This window comes from Brevibacillus sp. DP1.3A (genome assembly GCF_013284245.2).
GTDB lineage: Bacteria > Bacillota > Bacilli > Brevibacillales > Brevibacillaceae > Brevibacillus.
In genome coordinates this window covers 298,368-314,197 of sequence record NZ_CP085876.1, presented here as the reverse complement: position 1 = coordinate 314,197, position 15,830 = coordinate 298,368, and the positions used below count along the sequence as shown (strand labels likewise).

Sequence of the window (15,830 nt, the reverse complement as noted above, 5' to 3'; positions counted from 1 at the left end):
CTCCTCGGTTATTAAACGATCCTGATTGCTTATTGCAGCGTCTTGCGCATATCGTTTACTTTTGACCAAACCTTTTTGTAGAACTGGAACAACTCTTCACCGTTCACGTATTCGTCGCGGTCGTATTCCAGATCGTTTTTCGTTTCTTGGAAGGTCGCCGCAATCTCATCGAGTTTTGCCAGTAGCTGCTGCGTATCCTCTGCTGAAGTCATCGCATCACTGCGTTTTGCAGCCTTGCGCTGGATGGTTGCCATGCTCTTGTGATCCAATGCGCGGTATTTTTCATAGATAGCGAATTCAACGTGCTTGTTGACCTTCATCAGGTTGATGAATGGCTCCCACGCATCTTCTTCCTCATCCTTGTCGTAGACGTAGAGCGCACCGCGCTTGCAAATCGTCCCTGTGTAAAGTGCTTCGATGAATCGGGTCACCAGCTCTTCTTCGTCCTTGATGGCACCTACGATCTGCTCCAGCTCCTGGATTTTGGCCTCGATTTCTTCGTATTTGCGCACTTCTTGTTCGATTAGGCGAATCTGCTCTGGAAAACGAATCAGGTTTTCTTTTGCCATCTCTTCATTGATACTGCCGAACACATCGCGCGCAAATTCTTGCTCCAGACCATCTCTCATGAAGCCTTTGAGCTCAACCAATGCACGCTTGATCTCGCCAGGGCTTAGCTGGGTCGCGTCTCCTTGCGCTTGGTGCTTAGCCAAGAAAGTAGCCAGTGAGAACGACTTCGTCACGATGGATTCATAGCGGTTGCTGGTCTTGCTGTCACTGCCCTTCTCGCGGATGGCTCCGTAACGTACCGCACGGTCAAACAGTTCGCGTACTTTGGCGTTGTACGCTTTGATCCGCCCGTTTTGGTACGTATCTCCCCACGATTTTTCCGGAATAGGGGATGGGAGGTACGCCCAGTTGTTCTTTTCGGTTTGAACGAGGTGGCGTCCGATACCCTCTCTGTCCAGAATGGTACGTTCGTAGCTTTCCTCGTAGACCTTCAACGGTGTGTAAGCGAACAGTGGAACACCGTTTTTCGTATTCAGCCAGAAGATGCGGTTTTTGACTTCGCTTTCTTTGACGGTAAAGCGCGATCCGCTAATCGCTGTATTTTGATAGTTTTTAATCCCCTTCAAGATCGATGGTGCTTTCAGCGGCACGGATACAAAGCCCCAGGAAGGGAAGTGCATATTGCCGAGATTATTGCTCAGATGGAAGACCGGAATCGCCTCTTCATCCAACTTGCTCGCAATCTTGCGCTCTACGATGCGATCGAGTGTCTCGTCCTGACCGTATTTGATCACGAGGAATTCTTCCATCGACTTGGTGATCACCTCACCGAACTTCTCCGAGAGGAATTCCGAGATCGAGCTGACGATATCCAGCTCCTGCTCTTTGACCCACTGATCGGAGTGTCGCAGCAGCTCGCTGGTGAAATCGCGGATCAGGTCATCCGCCTCTTTTTGCTCCAGGATGTTGCTGACTACTTTGGAGATATCCGGCACACTGACGATGTTCCAGTAGTATGTCTTGTTACCAGTGCGGTCACTCTCTTCGCCGCCGTTGATCAGGATGTCGCCATTTTGCTCAAAAATTTGGTTGAGTGCGTTCAAAATCTCAGTAAATACGTTATAAATGCGATTGTTTTCTGCATTCAACAAACGGTGCAGCTCTTCGTAGAATTCGATCATTTGCTCCAGCTTCTCCTGATCAGCCAGGAGCTGGTATTCGTTGATCTTCGCTTCGATGTAGCTGTTTTTCTTCTTCTCCTTGGAGATGAAAGCACTGCGGGCATCGCCCAGCTTTTCATTCGCATTCTCTCGCGCGCCCTCGATCTCACGCGGGTAGCTCTCCAAATTCGCCTTGAGGCTCTCAATGTAGGAGAGGATCATTTTCATCAGGCAATAGCCTTTGTCCGAATGAATCAGACGGGACGCATAGAATGGTCCTTGCTGCGGGTGCAGGAATACTCGCGTGATCATTTCGCCAAAAACAGAGATCATGTCGCCTGGCATCTGCTTTTTGGACTTGATGTACGCTTCGCGCGCTTTGGCGAGATAGCCTTGCTCCAGTTCGTGGTCGATGCTCACGACTTGTTGAGTGATCACGTTGCTGTAGTTCAGACGCTCACTATTTTCATAGCCTGGCAACGGTTCAGGAACGCGCTCCTCGAACTTGCGAGAAATCGAGTCGATGTCGATTCCGAGCTTGCGAGCGAATTTCTCCGTATCTTCTTCCGCTGGTGCTACCGTGAACATTTTTTCCATCTTTTTAAACAAACGATATGCCAAGTAGGTTGTCATCTCTTCGATCGGCAAGACAGCAGAGGAAGCACCGATGACGTTGTATTGGTAGTTGGCTGCGTACGCTTTTGGCATCTGGTTAATGTTCGTACGGATGTTGCTGATATAGTCGTGGATCGCAAACTCTTCACCCGAGCGCTTTTCTTCGCTCGCCATAAAGTTCGTAATGTTCTCCGCGGTTACGTTCATGCAGTAATCGTAGGCATTTTCCAATGCCTTGCCTTCCAGATTGGTCGCAGAAATCAAATGACACAGGTTGAATGGCGGCATTGGCGATTGGACGGTGAGCACGTTGCCGTATTGCTGGCGGAAACGCTCATTGCGCTCGTCCGCATTCATCCAGTAGTCGAGCTCTTTTAATGCCGCGTAGCCGTTTTTCATGATGTAGTCGCGTGTGTGCGAGCTGAGGCTCTTGTTCGACAGGTTGACATCAGGCGTGAACAGGTAGCCCAGCGTATTCACCTTGTCTACCCCCGCACTGCCGAAGTCGCGCTCCAAAATGCCTCGTACGATATAGGCGATGTCGAGGAAGCAACCGCTCCCCGTTCCCCCGGACAAACCGCTCAAGAGGAATACAGTCAGCTTTTTGTTCGTGCCCTCGCACAGCATCTTGACCTTCTTCTCAATCGTTTGGACGACTTGCGTAATTTTCGTAAAGAGAAGAAGTCGACCTGCCTGGCGTACACCCGATGCTCCGCTGATTCCGTCCGTAATTGTCAGCTCTGGCGAGAGCCAGTCGGTGATGTACGGCTCGAGAATGCTGCGATTCTGCAACACACCGCCGATCTCAGGATTGGACAGGAGTACGAACTCCGTCACTGGATCGAGTCCGATGCCCTTGTACTTTTTGTTGCGGTCATGCTCATTCGTTTCAAATGCGATGAATTCAATATTGTCCGGCTTTTCCTTGCGCTTCTTGGAAAGCTGGTCTACCGGCAGCTTAAAGCGTCTGTTCACTTGGTATTTCAGGCGCAAAAGCGCATCAATTCCTGTACCGCCAAGACCGATGACGAGCATCGGGTTATCAATTGTATCTACGCGAATCTTGTCACTGACGATTCCTCCGCCGAGGGATACGTCCAATTGTTGAATGTGTTCTCTCACAACTGCTTTCATAATCGACTCACTCCTAGACGATGTAATCTACATATAAGGACTTGTTCACATTCGTTAACGAAATTTTGATGCGATCGTTTTTCTTCAGTTCTTTGCCTTTGCTTGCATCGAGTACACGTCCGGCCTTTTCGATTCGGCAGCTCGAACGGTTTTCGATGATCAGCGTATCGTTTTTCCCTGGTAAAAAGATGACTTTCTCTGTCTCCGCAAACTCAGGGGCGAGCTGCAAGAGCTGGTGCAGCCTCACTTTTCCTTTGAACGCGTTCAGTTTCTTGTACTGCGGATTGGACTTTTCCCCTGTATCCTCATCCACGATCTCGATGGCGATTTGGCCCGCGAAGCCCTTGTTCGCCTTGCGATAGATCGACAGTGCGTACAAGCCTGCACCGATCAACAGGATGAGAACCACGGTACCTCCTACTACGGTCATCCATGGAAATGGTTTCGATTCTGCCGCAGGATCAGTGGTTGTGTTCGGCTTGCTCGCTCCAGAACCTGCCGTTTTCGCAGCATCTACAAGGAGTGGCTTCGTCTCCCGGTAAAAGCTGGTGTCTTCTGCCTTGATTTTGATCTCGTACGTATGGTCAGCCGGGATTGTGAAGCTGCCTTCAAACCCGCTACCTGTGTTGTTCAGGACGACCTCATTTGTCTTATTGTCCGTCTTGTCATTGACGATCAGTGTCGCCTTCATTTGCTTGTACAGATCAGGACTCGCTACCTTCTGTCCGTTTGAAACAAGTGCAGCCTTTATCGGTACGACATCGCCAGCCTTGAAGCTCTTGGCTGTGACTGGCTCCATCTCCAATTGCAGATCGTAGTTGAAGATGAGGTTAATATCGATTTTTTCCTTCGGGGCACCTTTTACCTGTAGCTTCCAATCGCCCTGCTGTGGCTTGACCAGCTTGATCATCGTGTACGCATTGGACTTCGACAGTCTGACCTGGTTGGAAGGGATCTGTACTTCCTTGCCCGCTGGGTCATACAGCTTCACTTCCACTGCTTTTTGCGACATGATCGAGATGTTGGCCTCCATGACGCTGCCATTCGGGATTGGGATCGGAATCTCCTGAGCCTGACCGTTTGCGACGAAGCTTTTAACAGGGACAACCTTCAGCTTCAGGTGATTAGCAAAGATTTCGCTCAAGATTTGCGGGAGCTTGTCCGCTGTGCTTGTCTCGAAAAATTTACCATTTGTCTCCGCAGCAATCTGCTGTAGTGTCGTTCGGTTAAGCTGACCATCTGCGTTCAGGCCAATCGTGTAAATCGGATAGCCTTTGTCTTTGGCCTCTTTCACTGCTTGCTGCAGCTCTTGATCAGATTGTGCTTGGGTACGGCTTGATGCTTTGTTCAAATAGTTGTTTCCGTCTGCCAACAACACGATAATCGGCGCATTGTTTGGATTGCGTCCCGCATCGAGGATTTTTACTGCTTCCGTTACCCCGACAGCGATATCGGTGTAGGCTCCTTTTTGCAGACTGTCGATGAAGGATTTGATATCGTTCTTATCTTCTTCGGAATTAATCTCAAGCAGTGCCTTTTCCCGCTCGATCTTGTCGGTATAGGCGACGACACCGATTTTGTTCGCTTGGATCGATGTCATGTCGACGAACATTTTCATCGCTTCGTTGCTGACTTTGTTCTTATCGCTTTGGGTCATGGAGTTACTGACGTCCACGACCAGGACAGCGTCCATATTGTTTCCGCTCGTTTGCGCATAGCCTGGGTGAGTGACGGAAGTGACACTGACCAAGAGCAGGGCAAGACATGCTACGTATCGACATAACATTCGGAATCGTATTATTTTCATAAGAGCTCCTTTTCTTGTGCGTTACAAAGAATTTGTGAAGTGTTGCAAAGGAAGTAAGACTATGACACTATTACCACTAGATTCAAGAAGTAGAAGACAAGTGAATAAAAAGTACTAGAATGATTGCCCCTTACTCGTAATACGATACGACATGATTCTTTGTTACAGATTTCGACAACTTCGTTAGGAGAAATTTTATGTTAACTTACTTTCTGTTGTTTGCGGCTTTTTTGCTGCTAGCGGTCCGATTCCTCAAGCTGCTGCGACTGAAACGGCGCAATCTCTCCAACGCCGAAATCGATCAGCATCTTCATGCCTTACTGAATGAGAAGAGGGATTCACCATGAGAAAACGAATCGGCGTACAATTTCGCAAAACCCGTAAAACCACTCATACGTATGAAAGAATTCAAGCGTGCACGCGATGCCATACGTACCATGTCCTATGGGAGACGCATTGTGAGACCTGCGGGAGAGCTTACATACCGATCCGCCAGGTTTCCCATTCAGTGACGCGCCGCTATGTGCAGACGCGCTTCTTGCTCTTGGGCTTATTCGTATGTCTTGCTGCCCTTTCTGCGGAGACCCTTTTGCAATTAGCTCTCGCAGGAGGTATTGGCTGTGTGTTGTTCGTCTTGTTTTTCGTGATGCAGAAAAAATACGGCACCTACGAAAGAGACGTACAATTTCAACACTTTTTAACGAGGGAAATGGAGACGCTTAAGAAGTCACTCCTCCGTCATTTGGAAGAAGTGGGCAACGACGTCAAAGAAGGACTTCTAAAGGAAGCTTATGAAAAAACGAGAGAGATCGGGCATTTCATCGATTCCGATACGATCAAGATACGCAAGATCATGTTCCTCAATCATTACGTCCTGCGCAAAGACATGGAGCTGGAGCTCGAAACGCTCATCCCGTCTATGTACGACAAGGACTTCATGGAATATGTGCGCGAAGTCATCAAGGTCCAGCCTTCGCTCGTCAAAAAATCCGTGCTTACCTATGTTAGACGTTATAAAAATCAAATATTGTTGCTGGAAAACGGGGATCAGCTCATCGGTCAAGTGGCAGGTGCAGCGCTCCGCATGAAGTCTTATGTGGACGAGTATCAGGATCTGATTATCGAATTTATCGATTTTTTGCCTCGCGAGCGCCTTCTGCGATTGGCAAAAATGGTACAAACCCATAAGGATGAAGGTTGGGAACAACTATATCATTCTACCAAAAACAGGGTGGATACGCATTACGCGTTTGACCCGGATTTCAAAGGCTTACTGTGAAGGAGGAGCCTTTTATGTTACCTATCTCTCCCTATCATAGGTCCCTCTGGGTCCGTAATATTTTTCTCGGACTCTTTGCCTTGGGTCTGATCGCCGTTCTGTTCAAGCTCGGATTCGGGTACAAGCAGATTACATTGTATAAACAGGCAAAGGCGTTTTATGAGCAAAAGAACTTGCTGCAAGCCGAGGAAACCTTTTCTCGTGCGCATGATATGGCTGTTCTGTCCTACGGGGATGACGAATGGAATTCCATCATGTTCCAACTAACTTCTATCCGCACCGAGCTGGAAGGGCTTCACCAGTATTCACGTTCTGCCATCTCGGAGAAGAAGGTCGCAGAAGTCGGTGCAGTCTATGAACAATACCAAGCAGTCAAACAGAAATACCAAAATCAAAAGGACGTACCGGCGATGTTTTTCCAGCAATTGTCCGCTCATTTGGGCATGGATAAGAGCTTTTCCGATTATTACTTGAATGCCTTGCAAACAGCCAAGTCGCAGGCACAATCGAATCTCGAAAAGGAAAACTATCAGGACGAAGCCTTCATCGAAACACTCCTTGCCATTCCAGATGAATACTACGGCGGCAAAAAGAAGAAGCAGGCTGAGCTCTCGTCCTTGTTCCAGAACTATGAAAAGACAAAGCTACGGGCGCTGATTGCTTCGGCTCCATTTGAAGAAGTCATCACCAAAACGGCTGCAAGCATACGCCATTACGAAAAACTGGGTATCGAGACAGATTGGTTAGTGGGTCAGTTGGAAAAGTATGCGCTAGCTGAAATCAAGGAAATCATTCGTTCGAAGGATCTGAGTGCCTTTGTTAACATGGCATCCGCCTATCGAAAAATCGAGGATGTGCTGTCCAGTGATTCACCTGTCCTCGATTCGATCACCCGCTATTTGGAAGGCAAGCTCAAGCAGGCAGAACAATACATCAAGTCGTTCGAGTTCACCAAAGCGCGTGAATTGTACGAACAGTTGAATCCGCTCCAGGATACGGCTACACTCCTGTCCGATCTAGAAAAACTCTGGTTGGAATACGATCCAGCACGCTTATTGCAATTGAGATATCCAGACAGAACGTTCACCGATATGCTCTCCGGCACAGATCGCTGGGGAGCAAAGCTTTACGCATTTGGACTCTCTGAGGCAGATCAACGTCTTTACTTCGCAGCGAAGATGCCAAATGACTCGATCCTCTATCTGGATCAATCGTTGGATGTGGACTTTAAAACGGCCAAGGCTAAGATCGACGATAAACTGGGAAGTAAAGATGAGCCTGTGATTATCGTGAGTTCTTCCGGCAAGGAACGTACTAACGCCTACGCGGCACTGTCTCCGAATTTGACAAAAGAGTCACTCAATAAGCGCTTTTCGGTCGAGGCGGATGAACTTAGCGTAGAAGACTCTGAGCATGTGATCATGAAAAATCCGGTAGGCAAAGGGGAAAAGGAAATCGCTCTGTTCAAGCTCGAAGACAATGGCTTGAATTACATAGAAAAGCTGGCTGACTTAGAAGAGAGCCCCGAAGAAACGACCGAGGGTAACGAGTCAGGAGAAGCGACCTCCCCCGCTGACGGATCGACAGAGGTAACGGACCAGACTAACCCTACCACTCAAAAAATTGATGTTTTTGCGGGTCCAGGTGATGAATATGAGAAGATCGGTCAAGTAGTAGCAGATGGTTCCCTCCAAGTCATCGCCGATCTGAATGGCTGGTACCAGATTGTATTTAATGGAAAAGAAGGCTGGATACGCGCTACTGAATCGACGCCGTAATCCGTCCACTTGAATAATGAGCTCCCCTCGCGATCATGATACACTTTCTATGATCTGCGTCAGGAGCTTTTCCTCATTTTTCGCATTGCCTTAGGTGTCAGATTATTCTATAATCTATTTTTATTTTATAGATAGACAAGGAGTGAGAAGCGATGTTTGGAATCGTTCATTATGAAGCATTTCTGATGACTGCAATCATGTTGAACCTGATACCCGGCTCAGACACGATGTACATCATCACCCGCAGCATTTCGCAAGGAAAACAGGCAGGGATTCTTTCGGTTCTTGGCATTTTGACAGGCTCACTCATTCACACACTCTTGGCTGCTTTCGGCTTGTCGCTCATTGTGGCGCAATCCATCGTGCTTTTTAACATCGTCAAAATATTGGGGGTCGCCTATCTCGTCTATTTGGGCATTCGCATGCTCATGACGAAGGAATCACCAGCTTTTGATACAGCCGATTCCAAGAAGCTGAAGGGTGAAAAGGTCTATCTGCAAGCGATCCTGACAAGTATCACAAATCCAAAGGTCGCCCTGTTTTTCATCGCCTTTCTCCCGCAATTTGTTAGCGCGACGGAAGCCGGACCACTCCCTTTCCTTATTCTTGGGCTGACTTTTACCGTTACGGGTGGCATCTGGTGTAGCCTCCTCGCCCTGTTTGCTTCCTTCGCTACCCAAAAATTGCGCAATAATCAGAAGTTCTCTGTTATTCTCAACAAGCTGACGGGGATTGTTTTTATCGGGATGGGGTTGAATCTGTTGCGGGCGAAAGCGAATCCTTAGGAGTTCCAGAAAGTCCAGGCAGGGGCTACGCTGTCAGAGATGCACTTGTTCAAGTAGTCGGTGAACGTGGAGATTGGTATTACGGCTCCACTATCGATGCAAACGGGAACGTCTTAGTTGGATTTGTTTCGAAAAGCGTTGCCTATTAACCATAAAATGAAGACCAAAAAAGCCAGTCAGGAGGTTCTTTCTCCTCTGGCTTTTTTCATGTTCAGAAATTGTTTAGGTCAAAAGATTATGATACCTCTAGGCATTTTTTCACAATTGGAACGAATGCCCTTACCGAAAAAAGTTTAGTGTAACTAAAAATCAGGACAAGGGGGGAAAGATGAATTGAGTTAACGGTGCGAAAAGGGAGTTGAAGAATGTGCGAGTGCTGTTAAGTGCTGGGTTTATCCTGGCAGGCTTATTCCTCCTTTTCTATCCTCAATGGGAAACGGCGGTATCTGCACAAAAGCAAGAACAGCTCATCGAAGCGTTCGAACAACTGAGCAACGTCAGCGAGCAAATAGAAACGGCTGCATCCGAGGACCCACCAGCTCCTCAGATACAAGAGCCGCTCGCTATGTTGGAAGGTGCCAGAGGCGTGATTCGGATTCCCAAAATTGATCTGGAAATGATGATTTTTGAAGGCGCGGACAAGCATGCCTTGAGTAAAGGGGTTGGCCTGATCGAGCCAGACAAGGAATTCGGTGTGAATAATGTTGGACTGGCAGGCCATCGCGGGATTACTCACGGTAAGCAATTCAATCGCTTGGACGAACTAGCACCTAACGATGAGATTGAGATCAAGACGAAAACGGCGACCTACCAATTCGTTGTCGTGAAAGCCTTTGTCGTAGATCGTACACAAGTAGAAGTTCTAGAGGATCAAAAGAAGCCATTGATCACCTTGGTCACATGCACCCCTGTTGGAGCAAAAGATCCGAAGGACAGACTGATCGTTCAAGCTGAATGGAAACAAACGACTTCATCTCATCCCTAACACTTCCTACTGAAAGACGGAATGAGCTAGTTTTTATTTAGTACAGGAGGAGCATATGCAAAGGAAATCTTGGATCGTTGTGGTGGCACTTTTGCTCATCATCCAAAACTTTTTCAGTTTCACGACAACCTCGTATGCCCAAACACAGGGTGAGGTTGTCATTGGCAATAGTGGGGAGCCGGGCACAGGCAACCCTACTGATCCGGGCACAGGAACTCCTACCGATCCGGGCACAGGTACTCCTACCGATCCGGGCACAGGTACTCCTACTGATCCGGGCACAGGAACTCCTACTGATCCGGGCACAGGTACTCCTACCGATCCGGGCACAGGTACTCCTACCGATCCGGGCACAGGTACTCCTACCGATCCGGGCACAGGAACTCCTACCGATCCCGGTACAGGAACTCCTACCGATCCCGGTACAGGAACTCCGACTACGCCACCTGTTGAACCACCAGTTCCTCTACCAGAGGTACCGGTACCAGTTCCAGACCCTGAAGACAACATCATCAAAGACAACATCATCACCAGCGTAGTCATGAAGGACAAAGACGGAAACAACATTGAAGACATCCGCCCCGATCAGGGCTCGCGTGTTCAAGTTGATTTCACCTGGCAAATCCCTGCTGGACATCCTTACTCAGAAGGTGCCACCTTTACCTTCCCTCTCCCAGATAAGTTTAGGACCGATCGCATTTTGACCGGAGATCTGAACGGAGGCTACGGCACCTATGAAGTGACAACAGACGGCACCGTCACCTTCACTTTCAGTGATGCCATCAATGACGGCGCTGAGATCACTGACGGAACGTTCTATGTATGGCGGGAATTCGATGAGAAAAAGTTTGAGGGTGGCACGAGACAGGAAATCGATTTCAAATTCGATGGCATCGTCCCGATCTCTGTCCATTTCAAAGGCAAAAACAACAATGAAATCGACAAGAACGGAAAAGCAAACAAGGGCATGAATCCTAGCTATCTCGACTGGACCGTCGATTTTAACTTGAGTGAAAATTCGATTAAAAGCGCTGTCTTTACGGATGAGCTTCCAAGCGGTCTGGATATCGACATGAGCTCGATTAAGGTCTTCCCATTAGAAGTTCAGTTGAATGGCTCTGTTAATCCAAAGGCTGAGGTAACCACCTTCACTCCTGAGAAATTAACAGAAGGAAACGGGTTCAAAATTAACATTGGCGACATCGACGGTGCTTATCGCGTCGCGTACAAGACAAACGTCACCGGTACGACAGATACAACCTACACGAATAAAGCCACTGTCACAGGAACGAACCTTCCAAAGGATTTAATCGATTCCGCGAATGTCTCTGTCCGCTTCAGCCAGCCTTTGAACAAAAAGGCGATTCACTACGATTACAACAAACAAACTATCACCTGGGCTATTCAGTACAACTACAATGAAAAACTGATCAAGCAAAGCGATGCATGGCTCGAGGACCGATTCGATACGAGTCATCAAGAGCTCGTGAATAGTTCCTTTACCGTTCATAAAATGACCATCGGTGACAACGGAAACGGAACAAAAGACGGGGCTGCCATCACAGAGTACAACGTAACCCCATCGGCTACCGGCTTCCGCTTAGAGTTTGACCATGACGTGTCGGCTGCTTACGAAATTACCTACCAAACCAAAGCCAAAAATCGGGTCCACCAAGACAGCTACCTCGTGAAAAATGAAGTAGAGATCTATGATGGAACCAAAAAAGATGCAACAAGAGAGATCAATCAAGCAATCTTCTGGAAAAACGCAAAAAAAGAAAAAGTGAACTACCTGGATAAAACGATCGAATGGACGCTTAGTCTAAACGACGACAATCAGGTGATGGATGAAGTCGTCATTACCGACAGTTATGCGGGTCAAGGGCTGACTCTCCTCCCTGGCAAAGTAAAAATCAACGATTGGACAAAGGATTTGGAAGAAGGTTCTGGCAAAGACTACAGTATCTCTCCGAACCCAACGTACGAAGAAGGATTCAAGATCACCTTCCACAAACCAGTCACAAAAGGTCTAGTGATTACGTACCTGACGAAGTTTGATCCTACTTACAAGGACCGTCCATCCGTGTACAAAAACATGGCCGAACTGAACTGGAAGGAAAACGGGAAAGCACAAGACCCTATCACGAAATCCGCTACTGTTAAACCAGACAGCTACACTAACAATAACGGCAACAAAACGGGTACATACGACGCCCGCACAAAAGAAATCACGTGGACAATCGATGTGAACTATAACCTTTACAAGATTAACAACGCGATCATCCGGGATTTTTATACCGGAGAACAAACTTTTGTGAAGGACTCGTTACGAGTGCATAAGTTGCTGCTTACAGGCGGAGCAGACGGTGTGAAAGTGGTCGAAGGACCAGTTGTTCCTATCAAATTCGATCCATTAACCAACGGTTTTGAGCTGCATCTTGGCCAGATCGACTCGGCCTATCGCATCACGTACACAACCAGTTTGGCTGATCTACCTGTCGGAGAAGTGTACGAAAACAATGCCACTATGCACGATAGTGACATAACAGGCACTCCACTCTATAAAGGCAAGACGACCGTCAGACCAACATACGGTGGGCAGTACGTCCTCAAAACAGGCGTACAAGGTACGGGAGCAGATTCAGAGTATGCAACATGGACAGTAAGAATCAATCCGAGCCAGTCTCATATTTCGGCTGGTGCTGTATTGACCGATACCCTGTCCAGCAATCAAATTTTGATGAAAGACTCCTTCAAACTCTTTACGACAATCGTCTCTGAATCCGGTGCTCTGGCTATCGGAAAAGAAATGGCATCCGAGGACTACACGTTAGAAGTAGTCGGCAACACCTTTAAACTGACTTTCAAAAACGATCTGCACACTGCCTACATCCTAGAGTACCGTTCCTTTATCAATGCTGATAATGGAGAGATCATCAAAAACGAAGCCTCTTTTGCAGGGAAAACAGTTGTAGGTAAAGGGAAAGACGGACAAGAGGGTATCAAAGTCAGCTTGTCCGGTGCTGGTGGCGGAGCCGGCACACCTGGTAAAGGCGACTTGAAAATCGTCAAAACAGACGCAGATACGAAAAAAGCATTGGCAGGCGCCACGTTTGGTCTGTACGACAAGGCAGGGAAAACCTTGCTGGAAACAGTCGTGACCGATGAAAATGGCATTGCCACCTTCAAAGGCTACAAATTTAAAGCGTACAAGCTAAAAGAATTATCCGCTCCTGTTGGCTACGTCATCGCAGACGAGTACAGAAACGGAAAAGACATTACGTTAAAAGCTCCTGCAGGTGCTGATCCAGCAGTTCCAGTTACAATCGAAATGACCATCGACAACAAGCTGCTCCGTCAAGGATTTGAGTTAACAAAAGTTGACGCGGAGAATGCTGGCAAAACGCTGGAAGGCGCTGTCTTCAATCTACAGGTTGAAAAGGGCGGAGCGTACGAAACGATCGCTGAGCTGACAACCGGCTCTGACGGAAAAGTCTCGAAAGGCGATCTGGCAGAAGGAAACTATCAGCTAGTCGAAACGAAAGCTCCGAAGGGATACAAACTGGATGCGACTCCTATTTCATTCAAAATCGCCTCCAACCAGACAGAAATTGTGACCCTTACGAAAAAGAACGCCAAAAATATCGGGTCCGTTCAATTGCTGAAAGTGGACCACTACACCAAAGAGCCACTTCCTGGCGTAACCTTTGAGCTTCAAGATGCTGACGGGAAAGTACTGAAAAGTGGACTCACAACGGATAAGGACGGTATCCTTCTCCTCGAGAACCTGAAAGCAGGATTCTACCAGCTCGTGGAAACAAAAGCTCTTGCTGATTATGAGCTGGCTGAACCACTGAAATTCGAAGTGACAGATGAAGGCACGGCCTCTCTCACGTTGACCAACAGATTGAACCCAGGATCTGTGAAACTGACCAAAGTTAGAACGGGATACTCAAACCATAAGCTCAAAGGAGCCGAATTTACGCTCCGCGATGAAAATGGTAAGGTAGCCAAAGACATGAACGGTCAGGAGCTTACAGAGCTGACCACAGATGGCAACGGAGAGCTGATTGTCGAAGGCCTGAATCCAGGCAAGTATGAGTTTATCGAGACGAAGGCACCTGCTGGTTATGTAAAAAGCAGCAAGCCAATCGAGTTCGAGATTAAAAGAAACCAAGTAGCTGGCGACCATGTGCTGGTGACTGTCGAAAATGACGTGACCTCCGGTGGTGGTGGCGGTGGTGGTGGCGGAAATCCTGAGCCAAAACCTGAACCGAAGCCTGAACCAAAACCTGAACCGAAGCCTGAACCAAAGCCAGAGCCTAAACCAGAACCTAAACCAGAGCCTAAACCGGAAAAACCGGAAAAACCAGACAAACCAGACAAACCTAGCAAACCAGATCAACCTGGCAACCCAGATCAACCTGGCAACCCAGACCAACCTAGCAACCCAGACCAACCTGGTAACCCAGACCAACCTGGTAACCCAGACCAACCTAGCAACCCAGACCAACCTGGTACTCCTGATGCAAACAACAGCAACACTACGAACCCCAACACTTCAGGAGAGTTGAATCAAACAGGAAATACGACCAAACCAAACGATTCGGGAGCTGCCAATAACTCCAACGTCTTGGAAACCGACGAATCTCCATCTACAGGTAAAGTATTGCCTCAGACTGGAGAACAGGCTAACCCACTCCCAATCGTTGCAGGTATCGTTTCGATCTTGATCGGTATTTCGATCATGTATCGCAGAAACAGGAAAGCGTAGCTCATCTAAAGGACCAAGTCCAGGGATTTTCCCGGCTTGGTCCTCTTTTTCCCTACTCTAGCAATTGCCGGAGAAGCGGTTCACTTTTATATAAAATCTCCAGATGTGTCGCCTCTACGTAATAACGCTCACCTTCCAGCGCGAATACACTGTTTGCCATGACACTCCCATCCCCAGCGTCACTATTGATCGAGCCCACTACTCTTCCATCGACCCATTTATCGGGAGACAGCGAAGGGACTGTTCGCAGGTAATGAATTGTTTCGTGTCCAATGCCAGCTACCAGCGTGACGCGAATATTGCGAGCAGCGATAATCCCCATCGTTGCGTTCAAGAAGTCCATGTATTGATTTTTCACGACCATTTGTTCATAAGGTACGAAGGCTTCTACCCCCTGTTTTTTCTCCAGCAAATAATCGCCATATGCTGCTGACGGGGTGAGATCAAGGAGACTGGGAAAGTGTCTGTGAATAGCTTGTATACGATGAAAAGGGATGCTTTGCTCCAAATAGGCCAGATAAACATTCATGTATAGCTCTACGACATTTCTTTTGGCAGAAACGGAGCGCGGCAGCTTCCCTCCTGCCCAATAGCTGTAGGCGACAGGCGATCCTGCGTTGGGAGTCGCAAAAGCGAGCAGCTGATCCACATCGTTTTGATAAAATTCGCTCTGGACATAGGATCTAGCAACAAGGCCCCCCATGCTATGGCAAATGAGATTGACATACGGGGAACCTGTCGTTTGCTTCGCTCGCTCGATGACAGGTAGCAAAAAGCGCTCGGCTGAAATATCGATCTGCCTTCGCCAATCATAAAAAGCTACAAACAATTGTTCATTGAGAGGGTAACCCATTTTTCCAAGCAAACGGATAAATGGCTCGTAAGCCGTTCGGGCAAACCCGAAGCCCCAGTCACCAGTACCCGGAATAATTTGATCACTCATCGACCCAAACAGCCCCGGAACAAAAACAATCGGTGCCTTTTGCGCAAGAAAAAAACTCAT

At 47.9% G+C, this 15,830-nt stretch carries 9 protein-coding genes; 6 read left to right on the top strand and 3 right to left on the bottom strand.

Translation table 11 applies throughout. From position 1 onward, the window contains the following. Positions 1 to 29: 29 nt before the first annotated feature. Positions 30 to 3,419, bottom strand: a complete 3,390-nt coding sequence (locus HP399_RS01840; protein ID WP_173619910.1) for a tubulin-like doman-containing protein — start codon at positions 3,417 to 3,419, stop codon at positions 30 to 32. A gap of 13 nt (positions 3,420 to 3,432) precedes the next feature. Next, positions 3,433 to 5,226, bottom strand: a complete 1,794-nt coding sequence (locus HP399_RS01835) for a vWA domain-containing protein (protein WP_173619911.1) — start codon at positions 5,224 to 5,226, stop codon at positions 3,433 to 3,435. 197 nt (positions 5,227 to 5,423) lie between these two features. Here HP399_RS01835 and HP399_RS01830 point away from each other — a divergent pair, with 197 nt between their 5' ends. From HP399_RS01830 to HP399_RS01805, 6 genes are all read left to right on the top strand, one after another. Next, positions 5,424 to 5,573: a hypothetical protein gene (locus HP399_RS01830; RefSeq protein WP_007724683.1), complete on the top strand. Its 150-nt coding sequence runs from the start codon at positions 5,424 to 5,426 to the stop codon at positions 5,571 to 5,573. Continuing rightward, positions 5,570 to 6,505 carry a hypothetical protein gene (locus tag HP399_RS01825; protein ID WP_173619912.1) on the top strand — a complete coding sequence of 312 codons (936 nt, stop codon included), beginning with the start codon at positions 5,570 to 5,572 and terminating at the stop codon, positions 6,503 to 6,505. Before HP399_RS01830 ends, HP399_RS01825 begins: the two co-directional genes overlap by 4 nt. A 14-nt stretch (positions 6,506 to 6,519) precedes the next feature. Further along, entirely contained in the window at positions 6,520 to 8,283 is a 1,764-nt protein-coding gene (locus HP399_RS01820; protein ID WP_173619913.1) for an SH3 domain-containing protein, read from the top strand. 152 nt (positions 8,284 to 8,435) lie between these two features. Further along, entirely contained in the window at positions 8,436 to 9,068 is a 633-nt protein-coding gene (locus tag HP399_RS01815; RefSeq protein WP_173619914.1) for a LysE family translocator, read from the top strand. 367 nt (positions 9,069 to 9,435) lie between these two features. Further along, entirely contained in the window at positions 9,436 to 10,053 is a 618-nt protein-coding gene (locus HP399_RS01810) for a class D sortase (RefSeq protein ID WP_173619915.1), read from the top strand. A 55-nt stretch (positions 10,054 to 10,108) separates the two neighbouring features. Then, a complete protein-coding gene (locus HP399_RS01805; RefSeq protein ID WP_173619916.1) occupies positions 10,109 to 14,827 on the top strand; it encodes a collagen binding domain-containing protein in 4,719 nt (1,572 codons plus the stop codon). A 52-nt stretch (positions 14,828 to 14,879) separates the two neighbouring features. Here the strand turns inward: HP399_RS01805 and HP399_RS01790 are convergent, their stop codons facing one another. Further along, positions 14,880 to 15,830, bottom strand: coding sequence for a lipase/acyltransferase domain-containing protein (locus HP399_RS01790; protein WP_173619917.1), 951 nt, complete (start codon positions 15,828 to 15,830; stop codon positions 14,880 to 14,882).

What these genes read in the sequence shown, in the direction of transcription:
- HP399_RS01805 (WP_173619916.1), top strand. Translation starts at nt 10,109, where the DNA reads ATGCAAAGGAAATCTTGGATCGTTGTGGTGGCACTTTTGCTCATCATC.
- HP399_RS01820 (WP_173619913.1), top strand. Translation starts at nt 6,520, where the DNA reads ATGTTACCTATCTCTCCCTATCATAGGTCCCTCTGGGTCCGTAATATT.
- HP399_RS01790 (WP_173619917.1), bottom strand. Translation starts at nt 15,830, where the DNA reads ATGAGTTTTTTTCTTGCGCAAAAGGCACCGATTGTTTTTGTTCCGGGG.
- HP399_RS01830 (WP_007724683.1), top strand. Translation starts at nt 5,424, where the DNA reads ATGTTAACTTACTTTCTGTTGTTTGCGGCTTTTTTGCTGCTAGCGGTC.
- HP399_RS01815 (WP_173619914.1), top strand. Translation starts at nt 8,436, where the DNA reads ATGTTTGGAATCGTTCATTATGAAGCATTTCTGATGACTGCAATCATG.
- HP399_RS01835 (WP_173619911.1), bottom strand. Translation starts at nt 5,226, where the DNA reads ATGAAAATAATACGATTCCGAATGTTATGTCGATACGTAGCATGTCTT.
- HP399_RS01825 (WP_173619912.1), top strand. Translation starts at nt 5,570, where the DNA reads ATGAGAAAACGAATCGGCGTACAATTTCGCAAAACCCGTAAAACCACT.
- HP399_RS01840 (WP_173619910.1), bottom strand. Translation starts at nt 3,419, where the DNA reads ATGAAAGCAGTTGTGAGAGAACACATTCAACAATTGGACGTATCCCTC.